The 25,123-nt window shown below is 73.9% G+C and carries 26 protein-coding genes; 14 read left to right on the plus strand and 12 right to left on the minus strand.

The window, feature by feature from the left end:
* Position 1 precedes the first annotated feature (1 nt).
* Positions 2 to 895 carry a M56 family metallopeptidase gene (locus tag Q8R60_15295; protein ID MDP3713840.1) on the plus strand — a complete coding sequence of 298 codons (894 nt, stop codon included), beginning with the start codon at positions 2 to 4 and terminating at the stop codon, positions 893 to 895.
* Between the two features lie 29 nt (positions 896 to 924).
* Positions 925 to 2,802, plus strand: a complete 1,878-nt coding sequence (locus Q8R60_15300; GenBank protein ID MDP3713841.1) for an acyl-CoA dehydrogenase — start codon at positions 925 to 927, stop codon at positions 2,800 to 2,802.
* A 4-nt stretch (positions 2,803 to 2,806) separates the two neighbouring features.
* On the opposite strand, the gene Q8R60_15305 is transcribed toward Q8R60_15300, so the two are convergent.
* Entirely contained in the window at positions 2,807 to 5,272 is a 2,466-nt protein-coding gene (locus Q8R60_15305; GenBank protein ID MDP3713842.1) for an EAL domain-containing protein, read from the minus strand.
* Positions 5,273 to 5,322: 50 nt separating this feature from the next.
* Between Q8R60_15305 and Q8R60_15310 the strand changes: the two genes are divergently transcribed.
* Entirely contained in the window at positions 5,323 to 7,620 is a 2,298-nt protein-coding gene (locus Q8R60_15310; protein ID MDP3713843.1) for a pyruvate dehydrogenase, read from the plus strand.
* A gap of 4 nt (positions 7,621 to 7,624) precedes the next feature.
* Here Q8R60_15310 and Q8R60_15315 read toward each other — a convergent pair whose 3' ends face one another.
* Genes Q8R60_15315 through Q8R60_15330 form a run of 4 tightly spaced genes read right to left on the minus strand, consistent with a single transcriptional unit; the run spans position 7,625 to position 10,217 of the window.
* Entirely contained in the window at positions 7,625 to 7,885 is a 261-nt protein-coding gene (locus Q8R60_15315) for a hypothetical protein (GenBank protein ID MDP3713844.1), read from the minus strand.
* Positions 7,882 to 8,325, minus strand: coding sequence for a hypothetical protein (locus tag Q8R60_15320; protein MDP3713845.1), 444 nt, complete (start codon positions 8,323 to 8,325; stop codon positions 7,882 to 7,884). Before Q8R60_15320 ends, Q8R60_15315 begins: the two co-directional genes overlap by 4 nt.
* Positions 8,326 to 8,352: 27 nt before the next feature.
* Entirely contained in the window at positions 8,353 to 9,159 is an 807-nt protein-coding gene (locus tag Q8R60_15325) for an RNA methyltransferase (GenBank protein MDP3713846.1), read from the minus strand.
* Complete coding sequence (locus Q8R60_15330; GenBank protein MDP3713847.1) at positions 9,156 to 10,217, minus strand: NADH:flavin oxidoreductase/NADH oxidase; 1,062 nt, start codon at positions 10,215 to 10,217, stop codon at positions 9,156 to 9,158. Before Q8R60_15330 ends, Q8R60_15325 begins: the two co-directional genes overlap by 4 nt.
* Positions 10,218 to 10,265: 48 nt before the next feature.
* Between Q8R60_15330 and Q8R60_15335 the strand changes: the two genes are divergently transcribed.
* Positions 10,266 to 10,451 (plus strand): hypothetical protein, encoded by a 186-nt coding sequence (locus Q8R60_15335; GenBank protein ID MDP3713848.1) that lies wholly within the window; start codon positions 10,266 to 10,268, stop codon positions 10,449 to 10,451.
* A gap of 34 nt (positions 10,452 to 10,485) precedes the next feature.
* Here Q8R60_15335 and Q8R60_15340 read toward each other — a convergent pair whose 3' ends face one another.
* On the minus strand, positions 10,486 to 12,213 hold the full coding sequence (locus Q8R60_15340) for a DEAD/DEAH box helicase (GenBank protein ID MDP3713849.1): 1,728 nt from the start codon (positions 12,211 to 12,213) through the stop codon (positions 10,486 to 10,488).
* A 179-nt stretch (positions 12,214 to 12,392) separates the two neighbouring features.
* On the opposite strand from Q8R60_15340, the gene Q8R60_15345 reads away from it, so the two are divergent.
* Positions 12,393 to 13,352, plus strand: a complete 960-nt coding sequence (locus Q8R60_15345; protein MDP3713850.1) for an alpha/beta fold hydrolase — start codon at positions 12,393 to 12,395, stop codon at positions 13,350 to 13,352.
* Positions 13,353 to 13,369: 17 nt separating this feature from the next.
* On the opposite strand, the gene Q8R60_15350 is transcribed toward Q8R60_15345, so the two are convergent.
* Positions 13,370 to 14,911, minus strand: a complete 1,542-nt coding sequence (locus Q8R60_15350; protein MDP3713851.1) for a hypothetical protein — start codon at positions 14,909 to 14,911, stop codon at positions 13,370 to 13,372.
* A 43-nt stretch (positions 14,912 to 14,954) separates the two neighbouring features.
* Positions 14,955 to 15,779 (minus strand): DUF3097 domain-containing protein, encoded by an 825-nt coding sequence (locus tag Q8R60_15355; protein MDP3713852.1) that lies wholly within the window; start codon positions 15,777 to 15,779, stop codon positions 14,955 to 14,957.
* Between the two features lie 64 nt (positions 15,780 to 15,843).
* Here Q8R60_15355 and Q8R60_15360 point away from each other — a divergent pair, with 64 nt between their 5' ends.
* The 3 genes from Q8R60_15360 to Q8R60_15370 all read left to right on the plus strand — a co-directional run bounded on the left by Q8R60_15360 (position 15,844) and on the right by Q8R60_15370 (position 18,608).
* The gene (locus Q8R60_15360; GenBank protein ID MDP3713853.1) at positions 15,844 to 16,623 is read left to right on the plus strand and encodes a hypothetical protein; all 780 of its coding nucleotides are present in this window, start codon (positions 15,844 to 15,846) and stop codon (positions 16,621 to 16,623) included.
* Positions 16,620 to 17,783 (plus strand): phosphoserine phosphatase SerB, encoded by a 1,164-nt coding sequence (serB, locus tag Q8R60_15365; protein ID MDP3713854.1) that lies wholly within the window; start codon positions 16,620 to 16,622, stop codon positions 17,781 to 17,783. Before Q8R60_15360 ends, serB begins: the two co-directional genes overlap by 4 nt.
* Positions 17,784 to 17,966: 183 nt before the next feature.
* Positions 17,967 to 18,608 carry a pyridoxamine 5'-phosphate oxidase family protein gene (locus Q8R60_15370; GenBank protein MDP3713855.1) on the plus strand — a complete coding sequence of 214 codons (642 nt, stop codon included), beginning with the start codon at positions 17,967 to 17,969 and terminating at the stop codon, positions 18,606 to 18,608.
* 45 nt (positions 18,609 to 18,653) lie between these two features.
* On the opposite strand, the gene Q8R60_15375 is transcribed toward Q8R60_15370, so the two are convergent.
* The gene (locus tag Q8R60_15375) at positions 18,654 to 18,998 is read right to left on the minus strand and encodes a hypothetical protein (protein MDP3713856.1); all 345 of its coding nucleotides are present in this window, start codon (positions 18,996 to 18,998) and stop codon (positions 18,654 to 18,656) included.
* A complete protein-coding gene (locus tag Q8R60_15380) occupies positions 18,941 to 20,020 on the minus strand; it encodes a ferrochelatase (GenBank protein ID MDP3713857.1) in 1,080 nt (359 codons plus the stop codon). The genes Q8R60_15375 and Q8R60_15380 overlap by 58 nt, the downstream gene beginning before the upstream one ends.
* Before the next feature lie 53 nt (positions 20,021 to 20,073).
* Here Q8R60_15380 and Q8R60_15385 point away from each other — a divergent pair, with 53 nt between their 5' ends.
* From Q8R60_15385 to Q8R60_15395, 3 genes are read left to right on the plus strand one after another with little or no spacing between them, the layout of a single operon-like run.
* Complete coding sequence (locus tag Q8R60_15385) at positions 20,074 to 20,781, plus strand: Type 1 glutamine amidotransferase-like domain-containing protein (GenBank protein MDP3713858.1); 708 nt, start codon at positions 20,074 to 20,076, stop codon at positions 20,779 to 20,781.
* The gene (locus Q8R60_15390) at positions 20,778 to 21,869 is read left to right on the plus strand and encodes an N-acetylmuramoyl-L-alanine amidase (GenBank protein ID MDP3713859.1); all 1,092 of its coding nucleotides are present in this window, start codon (positions 20,778 to 20,780) and stop codon (positions 21,867 to 21,869) included. Before Q8R60_15385 ends, Q8R60_15390 begins: the two co-directional genes overlap by 4 nt.
* The gene (locus Q8R60_15395) at positions 21,866 to 22,618 is read left to right on the plus strand and encodes a sulfite exporter TauE/SafE family protein (GenBank protein MDP3713860.1); all 753 of its coding nucleotides are present in this window, start codon (positions 21,866 to 21,868) and stop codon (positions 22,616 to 22,618) included. Before Q8R60_15390 ends, Q8R60_15395 begins: the two co-directional genes overlap by 4 nt.
* Here the strand turns inward: Q8R60_15395 and Q8R60_15400 are convergent.
* A complete protein-coding gene (locus Q8R60_15400; protein MDP3713861.1) occupies positions 22,615 to 23,016 on the minus strand; it encodes a hypothetical protein in 402 nt (133 codons plus the stop codon). The genes Q8R60_15395 and Q8R60_15400 overlap by 4 nt on opposite strands.
* A 101-nt stretch (positions 23,017 to 23,117) precedes the next feature.
* Between Q8R60_15400 and Q8R60_15405 the strand changes: the two genes are divergently transcribed.
* On the plus strand, positions 23,118 to 23,816 hold the full coding sequence (locus Q8R60_15405) for a hypothetical protein (protein MDP3713862.1): 699 nt from the start codon (positions 23,118 to 23,120) through the stop codon (positions 23,814 to 23,816).
* A gap of 289 nt (positions 23,817 to 24,105) precedes the next feature.
* Positions 24,106 to 24,507 carry a hypothetical protein gene (locus tag Q8R60_15410; GenBank protein ID MDP3713863.1) on the plus strand — a complete coding sequence of 134 codons (402 nt, stop codon included), beginning with the start codon at positions 24,106 to 24,108 and terminating at the stop codon, positions 24,505 to 24,507.
* 29 nt (positions 24,508 to 24,536) lie between these two features.
* On the opposite strand, the gene Q8R60_15415 is transcribed toward Q8R60_15410, so the two are convergent.
* A complete protein-coding gene (locus Q8R60_15415; GenBank protein MDP3713864.1) occupies positions 24,537 to 24,779 on the minus strand; it encodes a DUF86 domain-containing protein in 243 nt (80 codons plus the stop codon).
* A gap of 40 nt (positions 24,780 to 24,819) precedes the next feature.
* Between Q8R60_15415 and Q8R60_15420 the strand changes: the two genes are divergently transcribed.
* Entirely contained in the window at positions 24,820 to 25,017 is a 198-nt protein-coding gene (locus Q8R60_15420; protein ID MDP3713865.1) for a hypothetical protein, read from the plus strand.
* Positions 25,018 to 25,123 lie beyond the last annotated feature (106 nt).

Genomic DNA, 25,123 nt, shown 5'->3' on the forward strand with positions numbered 1-25,123 from the left:
GGTGCTCGCCGCCGCGGTCCTGCTGGCGGCCTGCCTGCTCGCCCTCACCGTCGTACCCCGGCTGCTCGCGGCCGCGCGCTGGCCGGCCCGCTCGCCCGGCCGGGCCCTCCAGCTGTGGCAGGCACTGGGCCTCTCCGGCGGCCTGCTGGCACTGGAACTGCTGCTCACCCGCGCCCTGGCGCCCGTGGGCGAGGACCACCTCGACGGCGTACGCCGGGCCTGGGACGCACCGTCCCGCCTGCCCTGGTGGTCGTGGCTGGCGCTCGCGGCCTTCATCGCGCTGCTGCTGCGCCTGCTGTCGGTGCTGCTGGCCTCGACCGCCCGCACACTGCTCGCCCGCCGTCGCCACCGGTGCCTCGTCGACCTCGTGACGACCCCCGCGCCGACGCTGCGTGGCACCCGCGTCGTCGACCACGCCGTCCCCGTCGCCTACTGCCTCCCGGGCCTGCGCTCGCGCGTCGTGCTGAGCCAGGGGGTGCTCGCGCTGCTCGCGGCCGACGAGGTCGAGGCCGTGCTCGCCCACGAGCGCGCGCACCTCACCCAGCGCCACGACCTCGTCGTCCTGCCCTTCGTCGCCCTCGGCGCGACCTTCCCGCGGCTGCCACCGGTGCGCACCGCGCAGGCCGAGGTGGCGCTGCTCGTCGAGATGCTCGCCGACGACGTCGCGGTCCGCCGCCACGACCGGGCGGTGCTCGCCGCAGCCCTCGCGAAGGTCGGCGGCGGTGCCGTGCCGCCGGGCGGCCTCGGCGCGGCAGGGCCGGCTGTCCTTCGCAGGCGGGAGCGGCTGCTCCAGGCCCCCGACCCACTGACCCGCGCCGCGGCGCTGGCCGTGCACGCCGCCACCGTGGGCGTCCTGCTGCTCCCGCTGGCAGGAGTCCTGGCCGCGCAGGTGTGAAAGGGTCTCCCAACGGTTACTTCAGGGACATGGTCGAGACACCGCGCAGCGACACCGCCCTAGCCCTGCAGGCTCACCTGGACGGTGAGCACGCCGCCGTCCGCCAGCAGGTCCGCGACCGGCTGAGCCAGCTCGACCTCGCCAAGGCCGACGGCCTTGAGCGCGACGCCTATCGCGACCTCGTGCTGCAGTGGTGCCGGGAGCTCGCGGACGTCGGCATCGGCAGCCGCTCCTTCCCCGTCGAGTACGGCGGCGCCGACGACCCGGGCGGGCGAATCGCGGGCTTCCAGACGCTCGCGCACGGTGACCTGTCGCTGCTCGTCAAGGTCGGCGTGCAGTTCGGGCTCTTCGGCGGCTCCGTGCACCGGCTCGGGACCGAGCGCCACCACGCCGCCTACCTGCGCGACACCGCCACCCTGGACCTGCCCGGCTGCTTCGCGATGAGCGAGACCGGTCACGGCTCCGACGTGCGCTCGCTGCGCACCATCGCCCGCTACGACCCCGACGCCGACGAGCTGGTCGTGCACACCCCGGACGACACCGCCCGCAAGGACTGGATCGGCAGCGCCGCCCGCCACGCCCGCCTCGCCGTGGTCTTCGCCCAGCTCGAGGTCGGCGGGGAGCACCGCGGCGTGCACGCGGTGCTCGTGCCCCTGCGTGACGACCAGGGCAGGGTCCTCGACGGCATCGAGATCGAGGACTGCGGCGACAAGATGGGGCTGCAGGGCGTCGACAACGGCCGGATCCGCTTCCACGCCGTCCGCGTCCCGCGCGACAACCTGCTCGATCGGTTCGGCACCATCACCGCCGACGGCGACTACGTCTCGCCGATCACCAACCCCGCGGCCCGCTTCTTCACGATGATCGGCGCCCTCGTCGAGGGCCGGATCTGCATCGGGGGCGCCGCCCTGTCGGTCGCTCGCAACGCCCTCACCATCGCGGTCCGCTGGGGCGAGGAGCGACGGCAGTTCGGCACCGGGCTCGAGGAGGACATCGCGCTGATGGACTACCTCACCCACCAGCGGCGACTGCTGCCGCGCATCGCCCGCAGCTACGCGCTGCAGGCCGCGCACGACCACGTCACCGCGCGCTACGCCGCGGCGGTGGACGGCGCAGACAGCGACGAGCAGCGCGCGGTCGAGTCGCTCGCGGCAGGGATCAAGGCCTACGCCACCTGGGAGATGGTCGACGCGGTGCAGCAGGCCCGCGAGTGCTGCGGCGGCAAGGGCTACCTCGCGGAGAACCGCTTCGCGTCACTGCGCGCCGACTCCGACGTCTTCACGACCTTCGAGGGCGACAACACCGTCCTCATGCAGCTGGTCGCGAAGGGCCTCCTGTCGGACTACGCCTCGCAGTTCGAGGACCTCGACCTGGCCGGCGTCGTGCGGCACCTGTCCACCCGGCAGGTCGGCCGCTTCTTCTCCGAGAGCGGACCACTCGGCCGCTTCCTGCGCGACGACGCCGAGCTGCGGTCCTTCGACTGGCAGTCCGCGGCGCTGCGGTTCCGCGAGGAGCGCACCGTCGACGCGCTGGCCCGCCGGATGCGCAAGCTGACCACCGAGGGCACCGACGCGCTGCGGGCGCTCGCGCTGTGCCAGGACCACGCACTCACCGCCGCCACCGCCCACGTCGAGCGCGTCGTCCACGAGCAGCTCGGCGAGCAGACCGGGTTGCGCAAGGACGTCGCCGAGCTCGCGGCGCTGTCGGTCATCGAGCGCGACCGCGCGTGGTGGCTGGAGCACGGCTTCCTGTCCGGTGACGACTCGCGGGCGCTGCAGAAGGAGGTCAACGCGCTGTGCCACGAGCTGCGTCCGCACGCGCTCGACCTCGTCGACGGCTTCGGGGTCCCCGACGCGCTGCTGCGCGCCCCGATCGGGGTGAGCCCCCAGCGGGTGGCTGCGGAGTAGCCGCTCACTCCCCCGACAGGGGCAGCGCGCAGGCCGCGGGGAAGGGGAGCGCGTCGAGCCGGCTGGACACCACCGCGGCCAGCGCCTCGAGGTGGTCGCGTACGGGCTGGTCGACCCTGACCTCCGAGCGCCAGGTGACGCTCAGCGCCCCGACCACCTCACCCGCGCGGAAGATCGGCACCGCAGCGAGTCCGGTCAGCCCACGCGCGAGCCGCACCTCCGATGACGGGTGCTCCCCCACGTCGGCAGTGCTGATCCAGACTGCGTCACCCTCACGGGCTGCCGTGACGGTGGGGAGCGGGCTGTCCAGCGGTTGCGACCGGAACCGCTCCACGGCCCAGGCCGGGTAGCCCGCGGCGTGCACGGTGCGCAGCGTGGCCGGGGCGGCAGCGCGGTCCACGAGGCTGAAGGCGCCCGCGTCCGCACCGACGAGCCGGCGGGCGGCCTGCACAGCGAGCTCGGCGACCTGCGCCACGTCCTGCGCCAGCTCCAGCGCGCGGGTGGTGCGGCGCAGGTCGTCCTGCAAGTCGTGCGCGAGCGGCCGCACGCCCTGCGCGGCAGCGCCGCTCGGCGGGGCGACGGGTGACGGCCCGGGCCGAGGCTCGGGACGGCCGAAGTACCAGCCCTGCGCGATCTGCACCCCGAGCGTCGTCAGCTCGACCGCCTGCTCGACGGTCTCGACACCCTCGGCGACGACTTGGAGGTCGAGCACCGTGGCGAGCCCGACGACCGCACGCACGATGCTGCGGCTCACCGGGTCGTCGACGAGCCCTGCGACGAAGACCCGGTCGATCTTCACGGTGTCGACGGGCAGCCGCTGGAGGTAGGTCAGCCCGGCGTAGCCCGTCCCGAAGTCGTCCAGGGCCACGCGCACGCCCAGGTCGCGTAGGCGGCGTACGTCGGCGACGTCCTGCCGCTCGTCGATCGGCCGGTCCTCGGTGATCTCCACCCATAGCAGTCCGGGCTCGAGGCCGGTCCGTTGCAGGACGGCAGCCACCCGAGATGCCAGGTCGGCGCGCGCGAGCTGGCGCGGTGAGACGTTGACCGAGACGAAGGGCGCGACGCCGCCGACCCGCGGCCAGCGGGCCGCGTCGGCACAGGCGGTCTCGATGACCCAGTCGGTCACGGGCCCGTCGAGGTCGCTGTCCTCCAGGACGTCGAGGAACGAGCCCGGGAGCAGCAGCCCCCGCGTGGGGTGCTCCCAACGCAGCAGTGCCTCGAAGCCCAGCGGGGAGCCCGACACGAGGTCCACGATCGGCTGGTAGTGCAGCCGCCACTGCCCACGAGGCAGGGCCTGACCCAGCTCGGCCCGCAGGGCGAGCTGGGCGAGCGCCTCTGCCCGCATCGCCGCGTCGAAGACCTCCCACCGCCCGCGTCCCGCGGCCTTCGCGCGGTAGAGGGCAGTGTCGGCCTCCGCCAGCAGCGAGCCCGTCGTCGAGCCCGCGGTCGCGATGGCGATGCCGACCGACAGCGAGCTGCGCACGACCTCACCCGCGACGACGACCGGCTCACGGCTGGTCTCGAGCAGCCGCTCCGCCACGGCGATCGCCTCGGCGGGACCGCCGAGGTCCTCGAGCACCAGGACGAACTCGTCGCCACCGAGCCGTGCGGCGGTGTCCCCCACCCGCAGGTGGGCCTGCAGCAGCCTGGCCACGGCCATCAGCAGCTCGTCACCGGCGAGGTGGCCCAGGCTGTCGTTGACGAGCTTGAAGTGGTCGAGGTCGAGGAAGACCACGGCCAGCACCGAGCCGGTGCGCGACGTGCGGGCCAGGGCGTGATCCAGGCGGTCCAGGAGCAGCTCGCGGTTGGGCAGGCCCGTCAGGGAGTCGTGCATCGCGCGGTGGACCAGCTCTGCCTGGGACTCGCGCTGCTGGCGCATGCTCTCCTGCAGCTCGGTGTGGATGCGCGCGTGGTCGATCGCGAGCGCGGCCTGGGCGGCGAAGACCTCGAGCAGCAGGCAGTCGCCCTCGTCGGGGCGCAGGCCGTCGACCGGCAGGTCGACCGACAGCACGCCGAGCATCCGGCCGTCGGCGGCGTGCAGCGGCGCGAACAGCGCGTCGAGGGGGTGCCAGCTGTCGGGCGAGTCGTCGACCTCGATGTCCGGGACCCAGAAGAACATCTCCTCCGGTGCGGTGTCCTCCTTGCGACCGTCGACGAAGCGCAGCCGACCGCGCGGCTCGGACTCGCTGAGCAGCTGCTCCCAGTCCTGCTTGCGGTGCCGCTGACCGGTGAGGCTCTCGCGGACGGACTCGGGCCCGGTCATGGCCGAGACCACGAGATCGCCCTCCGGCGTCACCAGGTTGAGCACCGCCACGCCGAAGCCCAGCAGCTCGACGACGGCAGCCGTGACCTCCTGCAGCGTCCGCTGCAGGTCGAGGGACCCGCCGATGCGCGCGACGACGTCGGAGAGGACGGCAGCCGCGTGCGGATCGGGGGTCGCGACGGGTCCTCCGCCGCCGTTCTCCGGCACGCCGGTCACCGTACGTGAGGTCGCCAGGAGGTCTGCGCAAGGATGGCGTCGTGGATCACGACGACGCCGTCCTGCGCGCGGTCGAGGCGCGGGTGCTGTGGCTCGCGACCTCGATCGTGCACGCCGCCAACGCCCGCCGACCCAACGACTCCGGGGTGAAGGTCGGGGGTCACCAGAGCTCCAGCGCCTCGATGGTCACGATCATGACCGCGCTGTGGTTCGACGCGCTGACTGCTGCCGACCGGGTGTCCGTCAAGCCGCACGCGTCACCGGTGCTGCACGCGATCAACGCGCTGCTGGGCCGCCTCGACCCGTCGTACCTCCCCCGGCTGCGCGAGCTCGGCGGGCTGCAGCCCTACCCCTCGCGCACCAAGGACCCCGACACGCCCGACTACTCCACCGGGTCGGTCGGCATCGGTGCGACCGCGCCGGTGTGGGGGGCGATCGCGAGCCGCTACGTGCAAGCGCACTTCGGTGGGGAGCCGGGGGGGCGGCAGATCTCGCTGCTCGGCGACGCCGAGCTCGACGAGGGCGCGATCTGGGAGTGCGTCGCCGACCCGCAGGTGCAGCGGCTGGGCGAGGTGCTGTGGGTGGTCGACCTCAACCGACAGTCGCTCGACCGGATCGTCCCGGACATCGCGATCGGCCGCTGGATGGGGATGTTCGCCGCGGCCGGCTGGCAGGTCCTCGAGGTGAAGTACGGCCGGCTGCTGCAGTCGCTGTTCTCGGAGCCGGGCGGCGAGGCGCTGCGCTCCCGCATCGACACGATGGGCAACGAGGAGTACCAGTGGCTGCTGCGCTCCCCCGCCGACGTCCTCCGGGAGCGGCTCGCCGGTGACCGCCTCGAGCTCGCCGAGCTGCTCGACGAGCTGTCCGACGACGAGGTCCACGCCGCCCTCCGTGACCTGGGCGGCCACGACCTGGGCGAGCTCTCGCGGGCCTTCCGCGCGGTCGACAACACCCGCCCGACCGTCGTGTTCGCCTACACGATCAAGGGCCGGGGCCTGCCCGTCGAGGGTCATCCCGGCAACCACTCGGCCCTGCTGACCGAGGAGCAGTACGCCGCCCTCGCGGCCGAGCTCGGCACTGCAGCGGACGACCCGTGGGAGCTCTTCGACGCCGCGTCACCGGAGGGTGCGCTGTGCAGCGCCACGGCCGAGCGGCTCGCCCGCCCCCTGCTGCCGGCCGTCGCCGTCCCCGAGGTCCCCGTCGAGCTGGGCCGCGACCACCGCGGGGAGCAGTCCACGCAGGCCACCCTCGGCAGGGTCCTCACCGACCTGGGCCGTGACGCCCCCGAGGTCGCCGCCCGCGTCGTCACGGTCAGCCCCGACGTCGCCTCGTCGACCAACACCGGCGGCTGGATCAACAAGGTCGGCGTCTGGTCGGTGTCGGACCGCCACGACTGGTTCGCCGAGGACGGCGATCGGCTGGTGCGCTGGCGCGAGACCTCCACCGGTCAGCACGTCGAGCTTGGCATCGCCGAGGTCAACCTGGTGTCGCTGCTCGGCGAGCTCGGATCCACCTGGTCGCAGCTCGGCCAGCCGCTGCTGCCGATCGGCACGGTCTACGACCCGTTCGTCGGCCGCGCGCTGGAGCCGTGGGTCTTCGGCACCTACGGCGGTGGGCAGTCCATCCTCGTCGGCACGCCGTCGGGCGTGACGCTCGCCCCGGAGGGCGGCGCCCACCAGAGCATCACGACGCCGTCGATCGGCCTCGAGACCCCGGGCGTCACGGCCTACGAGCCGGCGTTCGCCATCGAGACCGAGTGGTGCCTGCTCGACGCGCTGTCCCGGATCGGCCGGCCGGGCGGGGAGTCGGCGTACCTCCGGCTCACCACCCGACCGCTCGACCAGGCCCTGTGCGACCTGCCGACGGACCCGGCCGGGCGGGCAGCGCGACGCCACGACGTCCTCGCCGGCGGCTACCGGCTCCGCTCTGCCGACACGGTCCCCGACGTGACGATCGCCGTCGTGGGTGCGCTCGTCCCGGAGGCGCTCGGGGCCGCGGACCGGCTGGCCGACCTCGGGGTGGCCGTCGACGTCGCGGTCGTCACGTCCTACGACCGGCTGTGGCGCGCCGTGCAGGCCCGTCGTGGGCTGCTCGTCGGCCCGGCGCACGGCGTCGACGAGACCGTGCTGGAGCGGCTACTGCGGCCCTCACCGCTGGTCACCCTGCTCGACGGCCACCCGCACACGCTGGCCTTCCTCGGCACGGTCCACGGCTCGCCGGTGAGCTGCCTCGGGGTGTCGGCGTTCGGTCAGGGCGGTGGGCTGGCCGACGTCCACGCGCTGCACGGGCTCGACAGCGCCTCCGTCGTCGGCGCGGCCCTCGACCTCATCGACCTCTAGGACCTCAGCGGCGGCGGGGGAGCCAGCGGCGGTCGTAGATGCGGGCGGTCGTGACGTCGGCAAGCTCAGCCTCGGTGAGGCCCTCGACGACGTAGCCGGGCTTCTTGCGCCGCTTCGCCTGGATCTTCTCCTCCAGTGCGATCAGGTCGACCTTCGACTGCCGCCACTGCCACAGCGCGACCGCTGCGGTCCACAGCAGGAAGAGCACCGCGGCGGCACCCAGGATGGTGAGGATCGCCTCGTCGCTGGTGTCGACCCACGTCATGCGATCGCTTCGGCGCAGGTGGTGAGGCCGTAGGCCTTGGCGTAGGCGGCGTCCACGGTCGGCTTCGGCCGCGAGGACAGCAGGCCGAGCAGCTTCGAGCCGTCGCCGCCGGCGGCCTGGACCTTGGCCTGGAAGTCCTTCCCTGCCGTGACGTCGACGGCCAGGGGGTCGAGCAGCTTGGCCTTGAGGTCGGCCGCATCGTCCTCGGGCAGGTCGAGGGCGAGCAGGTCGCGCTGGGCGGTCTCGGCGATGTCGACGACGGTGTCGACGTAGACCTCCAGCGACGCGACCGAGGTCGGCTGCGGCGTCTCGTCGGCGGCCTTCTTGGCGGTCGCGCAGATCGCCTCGGCCTTCGCGACGAACGCCGCCTTGGGGTCGTCACCGCCGCCACAGGCGGACAGCACGAGCAGGACCGGGACCACGAGCAGCAGGCGCTTCACACGACGAGTGTGGCAGGCCAGGGCGCGTCAGGGGCGTAGGCCGACGACCCAGCAGGCCACGGCGGCGGCGGCCGCGACGTTGAGCGAGTCGACCCCGGCGGCCATCGGGATCCGGACCCGCTGGTCGGCTGCCCCCATCGCCTCCTCGGTGAGCCCCGGACCCTCCGCGCCGAACATCAGCGCGACCTTCTCGTCAGCGCCGAGCACGACGTCCTGCAGCGGCACGGCATCCGCCGCGGGCGTCAGCGCCAGCACCCGGAAGCCGGCCTCCCGGACGAGGTCGACGCCTCCCGGCCAGGTCGGCAGGTAGGCGTAGGGCACCGCGAAGACCTGCCCCATCGAGACCCGCACGGTGCGCCGGTAGAGCGGGTCGCACGACTGCGGGTTGAGCAGCACCGCGTCGATGCCGAGACCGGCCGCGCTGCGAAAGACGGTGCCGAGGTTGGTGTGGTTGGTGACCGCCTCCATCACCAGCACCCGCCGCGCACCGGCGAGGACGTCCTCGGCCGACCGCAGCGGCAGCCGGCCGAACGACGCGAGCGCACCCCGGTGGACGTGGAAGCCCGTGACGGCCTCGAGCACGTCGTACGACGCGACGTAGGTGGTCGCCTCGAGGGCGGCCACCGGGGCGGACAGGTCGGCCAGCCGCTGAGGCGAGAGCAGCAGCGACCGCACGGGGTAGCCGGCGGCGGCGGCCCGCGCGATGACCTTCTCGCCCTCGGCGATGAAAAACCCCTCCGTCGGGTCGTGCTTCATCCGCCGCGCCCCGTCGGTGAGCCCGACGTAGTCGGCGACCCGCGGGTCGGTCGGGTCGCTGACCTCGACGAGCGTCACCAGCGGGCTCGCTCGTACTGCGCCGGCCACGGACCCTCGGCGTCGAGCTCGTGGGCCGCGCGCAGCGGCCAGTGCGGGTCGCGCAGCAGCTCACGGGCGAGCAGCACCAGGTCGGCGTCACCGTCGGCGAGGACCTGCTCGCACTGCCGCGCGTCGGTGAGCAGGCCGACCGCGCCGGACAGGACCCCCGCGTCGCGGACCGCCCGCGCGAAGGGCACCTGGTAGCCGGGGTGCACGTCGATGACCTGCTCCGGCGCGAGCCCACCGGAGGAGCAGTCGACGAGGTCGACCCCCCGCTCAGCGAGCAGCAGCGCGAGCTCGACGGTCTCCTCGAGCGTCCATCCGCCCTCGACCCAGTCCTGCGCGGACACCCGGTAGAGCAGCGGCTTGTGGTCGGGCCAGACAGCACGGACAGCCTCGGCGACCGCGAGTGGGAGCCGGATGCGACCGCTGAACGAGCCGCCCCAGGAGTCGGTGCGCAGGTTGGACAGCGGCGAGCAGAAGCTGTGCAGCAGGTAGCCGTGGGCGCCGTGGAGCTCCACCACGTCGAAGCCCGCGTCGTCGGCACGGCGGGTCGCCGCCACGAAGTCCGCGACGACCTTCGCGATGCCGGCCTCGTCGAGCTCCCGCGGAGCGGCGTACCTGCCGAAGGCCGCCGGGCTGGGACCGACGCTCTCCCACCCGCCGTCCTCGATGGGGACCGACCCGCGACGGGAGTGCCACGGCCGGTAGGTGGAGGCCTTGCGGCCGGCGTGCGCCAGCTGCACCCCGGCTGCCGCGCCCTGCGCCCGGACGAAGGCGACGACCCGCGCCCACGCGTCTGCCTGCGCGTCGTTCCACAGGCCGGCGTCCTCGGGGCTGATGCGCCCCTCGGGGCTGACAGCGGCGGCCTCGGTGAGCACCAGACCGGCGCCGCCGACGGCCCGGGCACCGAGGTGCACGAGGTGCCAGTCGCCGGGCAGCCCGTCGACGCTTGTGTACTGGCACATCGGCGAGACGGCGATGCGGTTGCGCAGGGTGGTGCCGCGCAGGGTCAGGGGCGAGAGGAGGTGAGACACCCCCCTAGGATGGACGAGTCCCGGACACCACTCCTCGGAGGCTCCCGCATGGCTGACACGCACACCCACAAGATGACCTCGTGGGTCTCCGTGCTGCTCATCATCGTGTCGAGCACGATCCTCGGCATCGCCTTCGTCGCGGAGTCGGTGCCGCTCGCGGTGGCCGGCGGCGTCGTGGGCGTCGCCGGTGCCGTCATGGCCGTCGTCTACGGCCTCATGGACGACGCCCACTAGCGGGTACGCCGCACCGCCGTCCGCGGGCCGTCCCTCAGCGGCGGACCGACTGGCGGGCCCAGGTCCGCATCTGCTCGATCCGCTCGGTGATCTCCACCGCGGTCGCGACCGGCGTGGGCGGGCCGCCGCAGGCGGTGCGCAGCTCGGCGTGGATGACGCCGTGCGGCTTGCCGGTGCGGTGGTGCATGGCGCCGACCAGCCCGTTGAGCTCCTTGCGCAGCTGCTGCAGCTGCTCGTAGGCGCTGGGCTCGCGCACCCCCGGGGCGATGACCCTCGGTGCGGCGGCGATCTGCTTGGCCTGCCGCGCTGACAGCAGCGCGCGGACCTGGTCGGGCTCGAGCAGACCGGGGAGGCCGAGGAAGTCCTCCTCCTCGGCGGACCCCACGGCCGCGCCCGTGCCGTACTCACCGCCGTCGTAGATGACGCGGTCGAGGTGCGCGGAGGCCTGCAGCGCGGTGAAGGCCGCCTCCTCCTCGCCGGCCTCGTCGACCTCGCGGTTGGCCGCGGCGATGAGCTCGTCGGCGAGGAAGACCTCCTTTGCCGGGCCGTCGAGCGCGTGGTCGCGCTCCTTCTCCATCTCGCCTGCGAGGGTCATCAGGCTCGGCACCGACGGCAGGAAGACGCTGGCGGTCTCACCGGTCTTGCGGGCGCGCACGAAGCGGCCGACGGCCTGGGCGAAGAACAGCGCGGTCTGCGTCGACGTCGCGTAGACGCCGACCGCGAGCCGCGGGATGTCGACGCCCTCCGACACCATGCGGACGGCGACCAGCCAGCGGTCGTCGGAGACGTCGAAGCCCGCGATCTTCTTCGACGCGCCGGGGTCGTCGGAGAGCACGACCACGGGCGGCCGGCCGGTGATGCCGGTGAGCAGCTCGGCGTAGAGCTTGGCGGTGGCGTGGTCGCTGGCGATCACCATGCCCCCGGCGTCGGGCATGCCACCCGCGCGGTACTGCGACAGCCGGCGGTCGGCGGCCTGCAGGACCGCGGGCATCCAGTCGCCGTGCGGGTCGAGCGCGGTGCGCCAGGCGGCGGCGGTCTGCTCCGCGGTGAGCGGCTCGCCCAGCGTCGCGGTGATCTCCTCGCCGGCGCGGGTCCGCCAGGTCGCGGTGCCGCTGTAGGCGAGGAAGAGCACGGGGCGTACTACGCCGTCGCGCAGTGCGTCGCTGTAGCCGTAGCTGTGGTCCGACGCGCTGCGGGTGATGCCGTCGGGACCGCGCTCGTAGCGCACGAAGGGGATCGCGGCGGTGTCGGAGCGGAACGGCGTACCGGTCAGGCACAGCCGGCGGGTCGCGGGCTCGAAGGCCTCCCGGACCGCGTCACCCCACGACAGCGCGTCGCCACCGTGGTGGACCTCGTCGAGGATGACCAGGGTGCGCCGGCGCTCGGTGCGGGCGCGGTGCAGCGCCGGGTGCGCGGCGACCTGGGCGTAGGTGACGCAGACGCCGGCGAAGTCGCGACTGGCCTGGCCCATCGCGTTGGTGAAGGCCGGGTCGAGCTGGATGCCGACGCGGGCGGCGGCGTCGGCCCACTGCGTCTTGAGGTGCTCGGTCGGCGCGACGACCGTGACGGCCTGGACGGCGCCGGTGGACAGCAGCTCAGCGGCGACCCGCAGCGCGAAGGTCGTCTTGCCGGCGCCGGGGGTGGCGACCGCGGTGAAGTCGCGCGGGCTGGACCGGAGGTACTTCACGAGGGCGGCCCGCTGCCATGCGCGCAGCGGTGCCGCGGCGACGGTGTCGGGTGCTGACTCGGATGCTGCGGTCATCGGGTGGTGTGGGTCCCCAGGGTCGGTCCGGACGGGCGCTGAACACGCACACGGTCGCCCCGGAGGTGCTCGGAGCGACCGGTCCCGAGGGTAGCCCGGGCGGCCGACGGCGACCTGCCGCGACACGCCCCCGAGGCCGTGACACACGGCTGTGACACGGGAGTGGCAGGCTTCGCGCCGTGACGAAGGGGTTGCGGGTCCGGCGCGAGGTCAGGGTGGTCCACGGCCACCGACGGGCGTTCCTCCGGGCGGGGCGGGGGCCGGTGCTGCTGCTCGTGCACGGGATCGGCGACTCCAGCGAGACCTGGACCGACGTGATCGGCGAGCTGGCGCGCACCCACACCGTGATCGCGCCCGACCTGCTCGGTCACGGCGCGTCGGACAAGCCGCGGGCCGACTACAGCGTCGGCGGCTTCGCCAACGGCCTGCGCGACCTGCTCGTCATCCTCGGCGTGGAGTCGGTGACCGTCGTCGGGCACAGCCTCGGCGGCGGGATCGCGATGCAGTTCGCCTACCAGTACCCCCAGCTCGTCGAGCGGCTGGTGCTGGTCGCGAGCGGTGGCCTCGGCGAGGAGGTCAACCCGCTGCTTCGCTGCGCGGCCCTTCCGGGCGCGTCGCTGGCGATCTCCGCCTCGGTGCTGCCGCCGGTCCGGCTGCCGGTGCTGGCGGCGTCCCGCCAGCTCGCCCGGCTGGGCGTCGTCGAGCGCTCCGACGTCGAGGAGGTCGCGACCGTGTGGGGTGCCCTGCGCGACCGCGACACCCGCCGCGCCTTCCTGCGCACACTGCGCTCGGTCGTCGACCTGCGCGGCCAGTCGATCACCAGCCGCGACCGGCTCTACCTCACCTCGGCGATCCCGACGCTGCTCGTGTGGGGCGAGCGCGACCCGATGCTGCCCGTGCGCCACGCCCGCGAGACCGCCGACGCCCTGCCGGGCGCGCACCTCGAGGTCCTCGAGCGCGCCGGCCACCTGCCGCACCGGTCCGACCCTGACCGCTTCGTCCGCGCGGTCCGGGCCTTCGTCGACACCACCGAGCCGGCCCGCCACGACCCGACGGTGTGGCGGTCCCTGCTCTCAGGTGGCGACCCGTTCGAGCTGCACGCCGAGGTCGACGCCACCGTCGAGCTCCTCTCCGGCTGACCGCGCCGGGATCCGGGTCAGCAGACGGTGTCCCAGACCTTGCCGTTGGTGGGGTTGACGGTCGGGACGGTGTCGCGCACGACCCGGGGGGCGCGCAGCCGGTCGACCTTCGCCTGCACGGCCGCGGTCCGGGTGGGCAGGGGCGAGCTCTTGGTGTAGCGGGCCGGCGAGCTGTTGCCCTCGACCAGGGCGGCCTTCGCGACCTGGGAAGCGTGCTTGCCGGTGTAGCGGAGCACGTAGAGCCCGAGGTCGATGTCGACGACGTAGATCAGCCCGTCCTGCACGACCGGGTAGCTCCACATCGCGCCCGTGCGGCGCGACTCAGCGGGCATGCCGGTGAAGAACAGGCGGGTGTCGCGCATGGACGGCGCGTCCTTCGTGGCCTTGGGCACGAAGGCACCCGCCTCGACCGGCTTGTAGGGGTCCGTGACGTCCACAGCCCGCAGGCCCCCGGCGTACCACGTGAGCAGTGCGAGGTTCGGGAACGTCGTCTGGTTGTGGGCGGTGAAGGTGGCGTTGGCCCTCCTCGACCGGTCGCAGTCGTTCTCCGGGAGCTTGTACTCACCGGCGAGGACCGGAGCGGCCGGGTCGCTGAAGTCGCCCATCCGCAGGTGGCCGAAGGGGCAGCCCGTCCCGGCGTTGGCGTAGTCCTCCTGCACCATCACCGCGAACGGCCGGCCCGGCAGCGGGACGGTCCCGTGCACATTGGCGCCGTAGTCGAGCTTGTTCGGGCCGAGCGGCAGGATCACGGGCACCCCGGCGGGGTCGGCGACCCGCGAGGTGTCCGCGACGTAGGTGCCGTAGTCCCAGGTGCCGAGGTAGGCCCGGGTGCCATCGTCGTTGACGTAGATCGAGTGCGCGTAGCCGCTGCCGGACTCGGCGACCGCGGCGGCGTTGTCGAGCTGGTCGATGACGGTGTCGTAGGTCGTCAGCAGCTCGGGAGCTGTCGGGTCGGACAGGTCGAGGACCGTGACGTCGGGGGCGAACAGCGTGGTCGTGACGTAGGCCAGGACCCGCCCGGGGGTCTTCGGGTCCTTCCAGATGAAGAACTCGTGGGGGGTGCGGACGCCGAAGTCGTAGGCGGCCAGCAGCTTCGGGGCGCGGCAGTCGGCCTTGATGTCGAAGACCTGCAGCTGGTTGAACCCGCCGTTGGCGCCGTTGCCGATCGCGTTGCTGAAGGCCAGGACGTAGAGGACCCCGAGCGCGGCATCGGCGCGCAGCTCGCGCTGGGTGACGCTCGCCTTCGGCGGGATCGTCCCGACGCGGGTCGGCTTGGCGGGGTTCTTGACGTCGACGATCGCGATGCCGCCGCCGGGGCGGTTGACGGTCGCGCGGTCCCCGACGTAGGCGCAGCGGCCCGCGACCGCGACGGGTGAGTTCATCCCGCGGTTGCCGAGGTCGGTGTGGCCGACCTGCTGGAAGCCCTTGGAGGTGCCGGGCACCGACGGGCTGCCGACGGTCGTCACGGGCGTCGGGGCGGCACCGGCGGGCACGGTCGACACGACCAGACCCGCGAGGGCGGACGCCAGGGCGATGCGCAGGACAGGGCGGCGGTTCACGGCAGCTCCGGATCTCATCGGTTGACTCACCGGTTCGCCGCTCTCAGCCCGATTCCTCCCGCGGCTCGGTCACGAAGTCGATGAGCCGCTCGACGCTCTGCAGCAGCGGGACCTCCAGGTCGGTCCAGCCGTCGACCGCTGCCAGCACCCGCTTCCACCCCTCCCACGGCTCTCCCCACCCGAGCGCCGCGCAGACGCCCTCCTTCCAGGGGGTGCCGCGCGGGATCTCGGGCCACGCCGTGATGCCGAGCCGGGCAGGCTTCACGGCCTGCCACACGTCGACGTAGGGGTGACCGGTCACGAGCACCTGCGGGTGGGTGACCTCCGCGACGACCCGCGACTCCTTCGACCCGGCGACGAGGTGGTCGACGAGCACGCCGAGCCGCCGGTCGCGGGTCGGGGCGAAGGCCCGCACCTCGGCCGCGAGGTCGTCGACTCCGTCGAGCGCCTCGACGACCACGCCCTCGACGCGCAGGTCGTCGCCCCACACCCGCTCGACGAGCTCCGCGTCGTGGCGGCCCTCGACCCAGATCCGGCTGCCGGCCGCGACCCGCGCCCGCTGACCGACGACGGCGACAGACCCAGAGGCAGTACGCCGGGGGCCGGCGGGCGTCACCGCCCGCGGGCGCTCCAGCGTGACGGCGACCCCGTCGAGGAGGAACCCGCCGGGCTCGAACGGGAAGACGCGGACCTTGCCGTGCCGGTCCTCCAGGGACACCCGCTCCTTGTCGCAGTCGACGACCGCGCCGCAGAAGCCGGTGCTGCGCTCCTCGACGACCAGGCCGCGCTCGGCGCCCACCACCTCGGGGGCCCGCCGCACCGGGCGGCCTGCGGCCAGGACGTCGTCGGCGTACTCCCTGCTCCTCACCTCTGTGACGCTAGGCGCGACCCCGCTCCGGGCCGGGGAGCGACACGACCTACCGTGGCTCACCGTGTCGACGTCGAGCCCCCGCAGCGCGCTGCTCGCCGCGTGGGGTTGCGCGTGGCTCTCCGGCGAGGCGTCGCTGCCGGAGCTGGTCGAGCGGGTCACCGTGGCCGACGACGAGCACCGGGTCGTGGGGCTCGCGGTCGACGACGTGCCGCTCGAGTCCGCGGTCGGGCGGCTGCGCGCGGACGGCGTCACGCGGCTGCGGGTCGTGCTGCCTGCTCCCGGTGACGTGTCGTCGCTGCCCGGGCCGGGTCCCTTCAGCAGCGCGGCCCTGGTGGCGTCGGAGGGGGTGCTGGCCCTGCGGGCCGACGGCACCGGCCGCGGGCTGGTGCCGACGGTGACGGCCCACGGGTCGGAGTTCGACGGGACGGTGACGACGGTCGTGTGGCAGGCGTTCGCGCTGGACGCGCCGGTGCCGGACCGCGGGCCGTGGCTGCACGACGCGGAGCACGACCTGCGTCGCGGCGTCGTCGAGGCGGCGACCGCCCTGCGCGACCTCGACGTGGCCCGCTGGCGCCCCGAGGTCGCCGACGCGCTGACCGACCTGCGGCGGGACGCGCGGCGCGGCCTCGACGACGAGCTGCCCGGCAGCTTCCCGCCGCGGGCGCGCCAGCTGCTGGCCCAGGCCCGCCAGCTCGGCGGGGTGCTCTCGCTCGCGGCCGAGGACCACGGCGGCGCCGTCGACACCCACGAGACCGCGGTCCGCGAGCGCGCGCTGCGCGAGCTCGGCGTCCTGGTGCGTCGGGCCCGCCTCGCGGCCTACAACTCCTGGGGGGCCGCATGACGAGACTGCTCGCGACGGTGACGGGCCGGGACCACCCGGGCGTCACCGCCGCGCTGATGGACGCGCTGACCTCGGTGTCCGCGACCGTGGAGGACGTCGAGCAGGTCGTCGTGCACGGCCGGCTGCTGCTCGGGATCGCCGTCGCCCCGGACTCCCTCGCGGTGCGCGACGCCCTGACCGCTGCGGCTCGGGCGCTCTCCGTCGACGTCGACCTGCAACCGCTCGCTGACGACGGCGCGGGCGGCTCGGTGGTGCGCCACCACGTCACCGTCCTCGGTGCTCCCCTGCTGCCCGCCGCCCTGGCCGCCGTGACCCGCCGGATCGCCTCCTGCGGCGCCAACATCGAGCGGGTCGTGCAGCTGTCGCGCTACCCCGCGACCGCCTACGAGCTGCTCGTGTCCGGGGGCAGCGGCCTGCAGGCAGAGCTCGCCGCCGAGGCGGTGGCGCAGTCGGTCGACGTCGCCGTCGAACGGGCCTCGCTCTACCGCCGCGCCCGACGGCTGGTCGTGATGGACGTTGACTCGACCCTGGTGCAGGGCGAGGTCATCGAGATGCTCGCCGCCGAAGCCGGCTGCGAGGCGGAGGTCGCAGCGGTGACGTCAGCCGCGATGGCGGGCGAGCTCGACTTCGAGGAGTCGCTGCGGGCCCGGGTCGCGCTGCTCGAGGGCCTCCCCGTCGAGGCCGTCGACCGGGTGCGCGCCGCGGTCGAGCTGACCCCGGGAGCCCGCACCTTGGTCCGGACCCTCAAACGCCTCGGCTACGCCGTGGGCGTCGTGTCGGGCGGCTTCACCGCGGTGACCGACGACCTCGCTGCGTCGCTGGGTCTCGACCACGCCCGCGCCAACGTCCTGGAAGTCGTCGACGGCCGGCTCACCGGTCGGGTCGTCGGCGCTGTCGTCGACCGGGCCGCGAAGGCCACCGCGCTGAGGGAGTTCGCCGCGCTGGAGGGCCTGACGATGGCGCAGACCGTGGCGATCGGTGACGGCGCCAACGACCTCGACATGCTCGACGCCGCCGGACTCGGGATCGCCTTCAACGCCAAGCCGGTCGTCCGCGAGGCGGCCGACACGGGCATCTCGGTGCCCTGGCTCGACACCGTGCTCTACCTGCTCGGCATCACCCGCGACGAGGTCGAGGCGGCCGACGCGCAGGATGGGTAGGCCCGCTGCCTCACCCACGCGACACACGCGGGTCTCGTGAGACAGGCGAGCGCGAGGCCCGGACGCGCTGCTTCGGACCTGCGCCCGAGACTGCGTGCCACGTCGTCCTGGCGCACCGCCCGGAGAGGCGTCATTGTGGCTCCTGCATCGCACGAATCCGACCTGTTTGCCTCAGGAGTGCCAGTGCCGTCCTCATACGTCCCCACGCAGCTCGTCGCGACCGTGAGCGAGGTCGAGGCAATCCTCGGCGAGCAGTTCGAGAACCAGGTCGAGAAGGTCATCGACCACATCGACGAGCACTGCAGGGCCTGGATCGAGCGCAGCCCCTTCGTCGTGATCTCGAGCTCGTCGGCAGCGGGCGCGGTGGACGTCGCCCCCAGGGGCGACCCTGCCGGTTTCGTGCGCGTCCTGGATCCGAAGACCCTTGCCGTGCCGGATCGTCCAGGCAACCGCAGGGGTGACACCTTCCGCAACGTCCTGGAGAACCCCCATGTCGGCCTGATGTTCGTCGTCCCCAAGCGCCGCGAGGTGGTGCGCGTGTCCGGCACGGCACAGATCGTCAGGGACGAGCCGCTGCTGAGGTCCATGGCCGTGCACGACAAGGTGCCGACGTTGGCGCTCCTGATCCGCGTCGAGGAGGCGATGTTCCACTGCGGCAAGGCGATGATCCGGTCGCACATGTGGGAACCGGAGCTGTGGGGCCCGATCGAGGGCTTGCCGACCTACGGGCGAGCCCTTGTCGACCATGGGGCACTGACGACCTCGGTGGCCGACATGGAGTGGATGACCGACGTCAACGAGCAGTACCGGCTCTACGACGACTGAGCCGTCAGGAGGTCGTGACGGCGCGCGACCTCGCGACCTCGGGGGTCAGGCCCGCGTGGGCAGCGGTGGCGCGGGTGGGGCCTCGGCGATGCCGCAGGCCAGGAAGCCGTGGGTGCCGCGCGGCTTGGGGGCGAGCGCCGTCGACGTGTACTGCGCCCAGATGTCGGCGTCGAGCAGCCGGTCGCCCCAGACGCGGTTGAGGTCCGCCGGGCCGAGGGTGTTGGCGGTGTTGCCGGAGACGGGCGTCAGGGCCTGGGTGTCGACCCAGCCCGACAGCGACGCGGCGGCCGCGAACTGGCCGGGGAAGCGCTCGTCCGGGTTCGTCGGCCCCGTCAGGCAGGCCGCCTGGCGGCGGGACGGACGGGCGCGGGGCAGCAGCGGGCCGGGCACCGGTCGTGGGTCGCGGGCGCGCCGTGGTCGGGCAGCTCGGGACCGGCGAGCCGCTCCACGACCAGGTCGCGCAGCATCGAGACGAACGCCGGCGAGGTCCCGACGGTCGGGGCACGGCGCAGCTCGAGGCCGAGCCCGGCGGCGGTCTCGCGGGCCTGCAGGTCGAGGTCGTAGAGCACCTCGACGTGGTCGGAGGTGAAGCCCACCGGCACGAGCACGACCTCGCGGACCCCCTCGGCCGCCAGCGCCACGAGGTGGTCGTTGACGTCGGGCTCCAGCCACGGCACCGACGCAGGCCCCGAGCGCGACTGGAAGACGAGGTCCCACTCCAGCCCGACCCGCTCCCCGACGGTCGCGGCGGCGTGCCGCAGCGCGGTGACGTAGCCGTCGCCGTCCGGCCCCGAGGACGCGGCGACCGACAGCGGGATCGAGTGGGCCGTGAAGACCAGCCGCGGCGCGGGCAGCCCGGCCAGCTGCGTCCGCACCCCCTCTGTGAGCGGCCCGAGGAAGCCCTCCTCGGCGTAGTAGTGCCGCAGCTTGGTCACGAGCGGTCCCTCGCCGGCCCGGGCGCGCCAGACGTCCTCGCGGTACTGACGACACCCGGAGTACGACGGGAAGGCGCTCGTCACGACGGCGAGCGCGTGACGCCGGCCATCGGCCCGCATCGTCGAGAGCGTGTCGGTGAGGAAGGGATGCCAGTTGCGGTTGCCCCAGTAGACGGGCAGGTCGGGCCCGCGGGCGGCCAGCTCCGACTCGAGCGCCGCGACGAGCGCCCGGGCCTGGGCATTGATCGGCGACACGCCCCCGAAGTCCTCGAGGTAGTGGCGCGAGACCTCCTCCAGCCGCTCGGGCGGGATCCCGCGCCCGCGGGTGACGTTCTGCATGAACGGAAGGACGTCGTCGGGACCCTCCGGCCCGCCGAAGGACACGACGAGCAGCGCGTCCACCGGAGGCGGGTCGGGCGGCACGGTGTCGATCCCGGCGTACGGCTGGTCGGCGCTCTGCTCTCGGGTCTGCTCCATCGCGACCATCCTCCCCTGTGCGCGACCGGGCGCGCACGTCGTAGCGTCGTCGCGTGCCCGGACCCCTCGCTCTCGTCGGCAGCGGTGAGTACCTCGAGGTGATGCTCGACGTCGAGCGCGCCCTGCTCGCCGGCCGGCCACCCGTCTACGTGCAGGTCCCGACGGCCGCGGCACCGGAGGGCGAGGCGTCGCTGCAGCGCTGGGTGGAGCTCGGCCGCACCCAGGCCGCGCGGCTCGGGGTCGAGGCCCGCCCGCTCGTCGCGCGCGACCGGGCCGAGGCCGACGACGCGGCGCTCGCCGCGCAGGTCGAGGGCGCCGGTCTGGTCTACCTCTCGGGCGGCAACCCGCCGTTCCTCGCCGACACCCTGCGCGGCACCGCGCTGTGGGCGGCGGTCGAGGCGGCCTGGCGCGGCGGTGCGGCGCTGGGCGGCTGCAGCGCCGGCGCGATCGCGCTCACCGGCTGGGTCCCCCACATCCGCCACCCGCTCAACCCCTCCCGCGAGGGCCTCGGGCTGGTGCCGCAGCTGCGGGTGATCCCGCACTTCGACCGCTTCCTCGGCTGGATGCCCGACCTGGTCGACCGCTTCCTGCTGCGGGCGCCCGAGGGCACCGCGGTGCTCGGCATCGACGAGGACACCGCGCTGGTCTGGGACGACGGGGTCTGGACCGCACGCGGACGCCAGGCGGTCTGGCTCATCAGCCGCGACGGGCGCGAGCCCTTCCGCGAGGGCGACGTCCTGGACCTCCCGGCGCCGGGGTGAGGCGGCTCGCCGGCCTGGTCGTCGTCCTCGCCCTCGCCGGCTGCGTGCAGTCCGACGGCGGCGACGAGTGCGGCCCCGGCAACTCCTGCGAGGCGCCCGCGCCGACGACCACCGGACCCAGCGCGGTGACGACGTCGAGCCCGTCGAGCCCGCCGAGCCCCAGCCCGGTGGCACTGCCCACGTCGTACGGCGGAGAGGGCGTCCGCTGGCCGGTGGTCCGTCGTACGTCCGTGGCTCCTCAGGCGCTTGGCGCGGTGCGCACCCTCGCCCGCGTTCAGCGGTCCGACGGCGGCACGCTCGCGGCGGGGCTGCTGCTCCCCCGGGTCTCCGCGTCCTTCCTGCTGACACCGTGCGGGGAGCGGGTGGCCGTCACCGGTCGCACCGAGCGGGTCGCGCCCCGCGGCTCCTCGCCGCTGGTGCTGCTGGACCCCGGCCACGGCGGCCACGCCGACGGGACCCGCGCGCCTGATGGGACCCGCGAGGCCGACCGGGTCCTGGACGTCGCGCTGCGCACCGAGCGGGCCCTGTCGGGCACGCGGGTGGAGCTGACGCGGCGGACCGACAGCGACGCCTCGTTGCCCTACCGGGTCGCGCTCGCGGACGCGCTGCGGGCGGACCTGTCGGTGTCATTGCACCTCGACGCGGCCCCAGAGACGACCGCCGCGACCCCCGGCACGCGCGTCTTCGGGTCGGTGTCGGACCCCTCGGGACGGCGCGCAGCGGGGGTCGTCCACGAGCACCTGAGGCGCTACCTGCAGACCCTCGGCGACCGGGTCGGTGGGCAGTGGGCGTCGGACCGGGTCCCCGGCGCTCTCTACCGCCTCGGGTCGCGCGGCACCGACTACTACGGGCTGCTGCGCCGGGCCCACACCACCTGGGTCATCGCCGAACCCGCCTACCTCAGCGACCCGGAAGAGGCTGCCCTGCTGGCCGACCCGTCAGTGCGGGCCGGGCTCGCGAGGGCCTACGCCGACGGTGTGCGGGCGTTCCTGCGGGGCGGCGCCGGCAGCGGGTGGGCCGTGCCCGAGCCAGACCCGACCGACCCTGCGCCGGCTCCCGGCCAGACGACCTGCACCGACCCGACGTGAGCGCCGCGGACGTCGTGCTGCTGGGGGCCGCCGGCTTCACCGCGGGGGCCTTCAACGCCGTCGCGGGCGGCGGCTCGCTGCTGTCCTTCCCCGCGCTGCTGGCGGTCGGCCACGGGCCGCTGGTCGCCAACGTCACCAACACCGTCGGCCTGCTGCCGGGCTACCTCGGCGGGACGCTCGCCTACCGGCGAGAGCTGATGGGTCAGGCCGCCCGCGTCCGCTCGCTCGGCGCTGCGGCCTGCGTCGGCGCGGCGCTCGGCTGCGTCGTGCTGCTCACCACGCCGGAGGGCGTCTTCGAGGCGGTGGTGCCGTGGCTCGTCCTCACTGCGTGCGCGCTGCTCGCGCTGCAGCCGCGACTGACCCGCGCGCTCCCACGACGCGACGGCGGGGAGGTCCAGCCCCGACCAGTCGCGCTGCACCTGGCGGTCGGTGTCGCCGGGGTCTACGCGTCGTACTTCGGCGCAGCCGTCGGGGTCGTGCTGCTCGCCGTGCTGGGACTGCAGGTGGCCGACGGGCTGCAGCGGCTCAACGCGCTGAAGGGGGCGCTGTCGCTGCTCACCAGCGTGCTCGGCGCGGTCGTCTTCCTCGCCGTCGCGCCGGTCGACCTCTCCGACGCGGGCCTGCTCGCGGTCAGCTCGCTGGCCGGCGGGCGACTCGGTGGCGGGCTCGCGCGACGGCTGCCCGACCGGGTCCTGCGCGGCACCGTGCTCGTCGTGGGCGTCGCGGTGGCACTCGCGCTCCTTCTCTAGGGACGTTTGAAGGGGTCCGGGGTCGGCGGTGCGACCAGCCCCGCGCGCGGGCAGGTCGCGAGGGTGAGGCCGGCGTGCTGGAGGGCGTCGTCGGTGAGCGACTCGACGCTCCAGCCGGATGCCTGACCGTGATCGCTGATCGTCACCCGGTAGATCGTGATGTCGTACTTGCCCGGGGTGCCGTAGACGGTCCCGATCGAGCCGACGACCTTCGCGGTCCCCGGGCCGGTCGGCGTGCCGTTCCACGGCTGGTCGTAGCGCTGCCACAGCCCCACCGAGGCGTTCCACACGCCACCGCGCGCGACGTCGCGGTACTCGAGCTCGCGCAACACCTCCTGTGCGGGCTTCTCCCCCAGCACGGCGGAGGGGCGGATGACGGTCGTGGACTCGCTGGGCACCCGGACATCCTGCCCGAGTCGGCCGGTCGGAGCAGTCAAGTGGCGGCATCCGGAAGTCGATGTGTCCTGTACGCGGCATTCGCGTTGATCTGAGGTGGGACATGAGGGGCACGAGCCGGCTGACGCTGGTCGGAGTGGGTACGACGCTGACCGCCGTGGGGATGCTCGCGCTGTCGGCGCCTGCGCTGGCCCTGGGGCCGGTCCCGGGACCCGAGGCGCTGCCGGCGCTGGTGGAGGCCGCCGCGGCGCCCGTCCTCGCGGCTGTCCCCGCGCCCACACCGGCCCCTTCGGCCGAGCCTTCCGCCCAGCCGTCAGAGGACCCCGTCGTTGCGCTGCTGCCCGAGCCGGTCAAGGGCCTGGTCGCGCCGGTCATCAGCCCGGTCACCGGCCCGGTGACCGAGGTCCTGCTGCCCGCTCCCGCCCCGTCGCCGACCGCACCCGCGCCGACCGCGCCGGCTCCAGCCCCTGCTGCCCCGCGTTCGCCGGTGGCGGCCCCCGTCGTCGCCGCTCCGGTCGGCGCCCCGGTCGCGCCCGTCGCGGTTTCGCTGCCCCGCGTCGACTCGGCTGCGTCGAACGCGTCCGGCGCGACGACCGGAGCCGTCTCCGCAGCTCCTGCAGCCGGTAGCGGCGGTCCGCGCTCGGCCCCTCTGACCCTGGCCCGTCCGGTGCCCTCTGTCGGCGCCGCTCTGCCGGTCGACCCGGCCAGCCCCGCGCTGCCCGCCGCCGTCGTCGCGATCGCGATCTGCATGGTCACGGCCGCTGCCGCGGGCCAGGCCGCCGAGATCCGCGCCCGCCGGTAACCAGCCCTGGCGTCAAGTCGGCTCGGTGCTCACTCCCGGCGCCCGGCGCGTCGTGACGATCGTCGTGAAGCAGGGGTCGAGCCGGCAGCCCGCTTACCAGCGCTTTCGCGCGCCCGCCCCCCGGGGCCACTACACGACGATCTTCACGACCTCTGGTTCCGGAGTCCACCGCCGCGGAGGTTTCTCTCCAAACGTATCAAGCACTACCTACTTCCCGGCAGACAGCCCCCAGTAAGTCGCCGTACTGGGGGGAGTTGCTGACCCAGGCACTCATCGCTAACCTCCGAGGATGCCTGACGGGGACGTGGCAGCCTGGTTCCACGAGTACCTCTCCGCGTTCGCCGCGTGTGGACGAGGTGAGCGATCGCCTTCGTCGGTGCTGTCGTACTACGACACGCCGCTCCTGATGAGCACCGACGCAGCTCTTGAGTCGCTCACCGGCCCGGATGAGGTCCTGGCAATGGTCGAGCAGCAAGTCGAAGCCATGCGGGCTGCCGGGTACGACCACAGCGAAGTGCTAGACGCGCAGACCAAGATTGTGAACGCAGGTACCGCCGTCCATTACAGCCGATTCTCCCGCCGACGAGCCGATGGCTCTGAACTCAGCAAACTAGCAGTGACGTACCTCATCTCGCGCCACCCGACCGGCCGACGAATCTCAGCCCTGCTGATACATAGCCAGGTGGAGTAGGTGCCGTTCCTCGCGGTGGCCGTCCGGCCCTATTCGGTCTTACGAAGGCGCTGCTGGAGGCGCTCCACCGCGGCTTTGAGTGGCTCGAGGTCGTGGTGGACGGCGCCCGAAACGTGGCCGTGCGTGGCGTCGAAGTAGCGGTGGACCAGCCGGTCTCGCATGCGGGCGATGTCACTCCACGGGTGAGTCGGCTCGGTGTCCAGCAGTGCCGTCGAGGTGGCTTTGATCGCTTCGCCGATCTCCATGAGGCGGACGCGTACGGCGTCGAAGATCAGACCATCCGACAGGTCCCCGCGGGCGACGTGACTTCTGATGGCCGCTGGCGTCGAGGATGTCCTGGAGGCGTTCGGAGTCGCGCCGGCTCATACCCTCCGGGTGCTGTCGGAGGAGGAGTACCTGCGTCGGGGCCGGCGCCTGGTGGACCTGTGGCACCCGCTGCGCGACGACCCTGTGCCGCGCTTCTGCCTCGCCGGCCACGAGTGGGTGGACGGACACGAGGCACGGCGCTGACGGAGCCTCGGGTCGAGCGGGCGACCGAGCAGGCCGCGGTCGGTTCCCTGCCCCGCGGCGCCCGCGCACGGGGCCCTCTTGTCGTACCTGCTGGTCGGGCGCATTG

The organism is Mycobacteriales bacterium (assembly GCA_030697205.1).
GTDB lineage: Bacteria > Actinomycetota > Actinomycetes > Mycobacteriales > SCTD01 > JAUYQP01.

Coding starts and splice junctions, on each gene's coding strand:
- Q8R60_15300 (MDP3713841.1), top strand. CDS start 925: ATGGTCGAGACACCGCGCAGCGACACCGCCCTAGCCCTGCAGGCTCAC.
- Q8R60_15315 (MDP3713844.1), bottom strand. CDS start 7,885: ATGACGTGGGTCGACACCAGCGACGAGGCGATCCTCACCATCCTGGGT.
- Q8R60_15335 (MDP3713848.1), top strand. CDS start 10,266: ATGGCTGACACGCACACCCACAAGATGACCTCGTGGGTCTCCGTGCTG.
- Q8R60_15340 (MDP3713849.1), bottom strand. CDS start 12,213: ATGACCGCAGCATCCGAGTCAGCACCCGACACCGTCGCCGCGGCACCG.
- serB (MDP3713854.1), top strand. CDS start 16,620: ATGACGAGACTGCTCGCGACGGTGACGGGCCGGGACCACCCGGGCGTC.
- Q8R60_15380 (MDP3713857.1), bottom strand. CDS start 20,020: ATGGAGCAGACCCGAGAGCAGAGCGCCGACCAGCCGTACGCCGGGATC.
- Q8R60_15405 (MDP3713862.1), top strand. CDS start 23,118: ATGAGGGGCACGAGCCGGCTGACGCTGGTCGGAGTGGGTACGACGCTG.
- Q8R60_15410 (MDP3713863.1), top strand. CDS start 24,106: ATGCCTGACGGGGACGTGGCAGCCTGGTTCCACGAGTACCTCTCCGCG.
- Q8R60_15420 (MDP3713865.1), top strand. CDS start 24,820: ATGGCCGCTGGCGTCGAGGATGTCCTGGAGGCGTTCGGAGTCGCGCCG.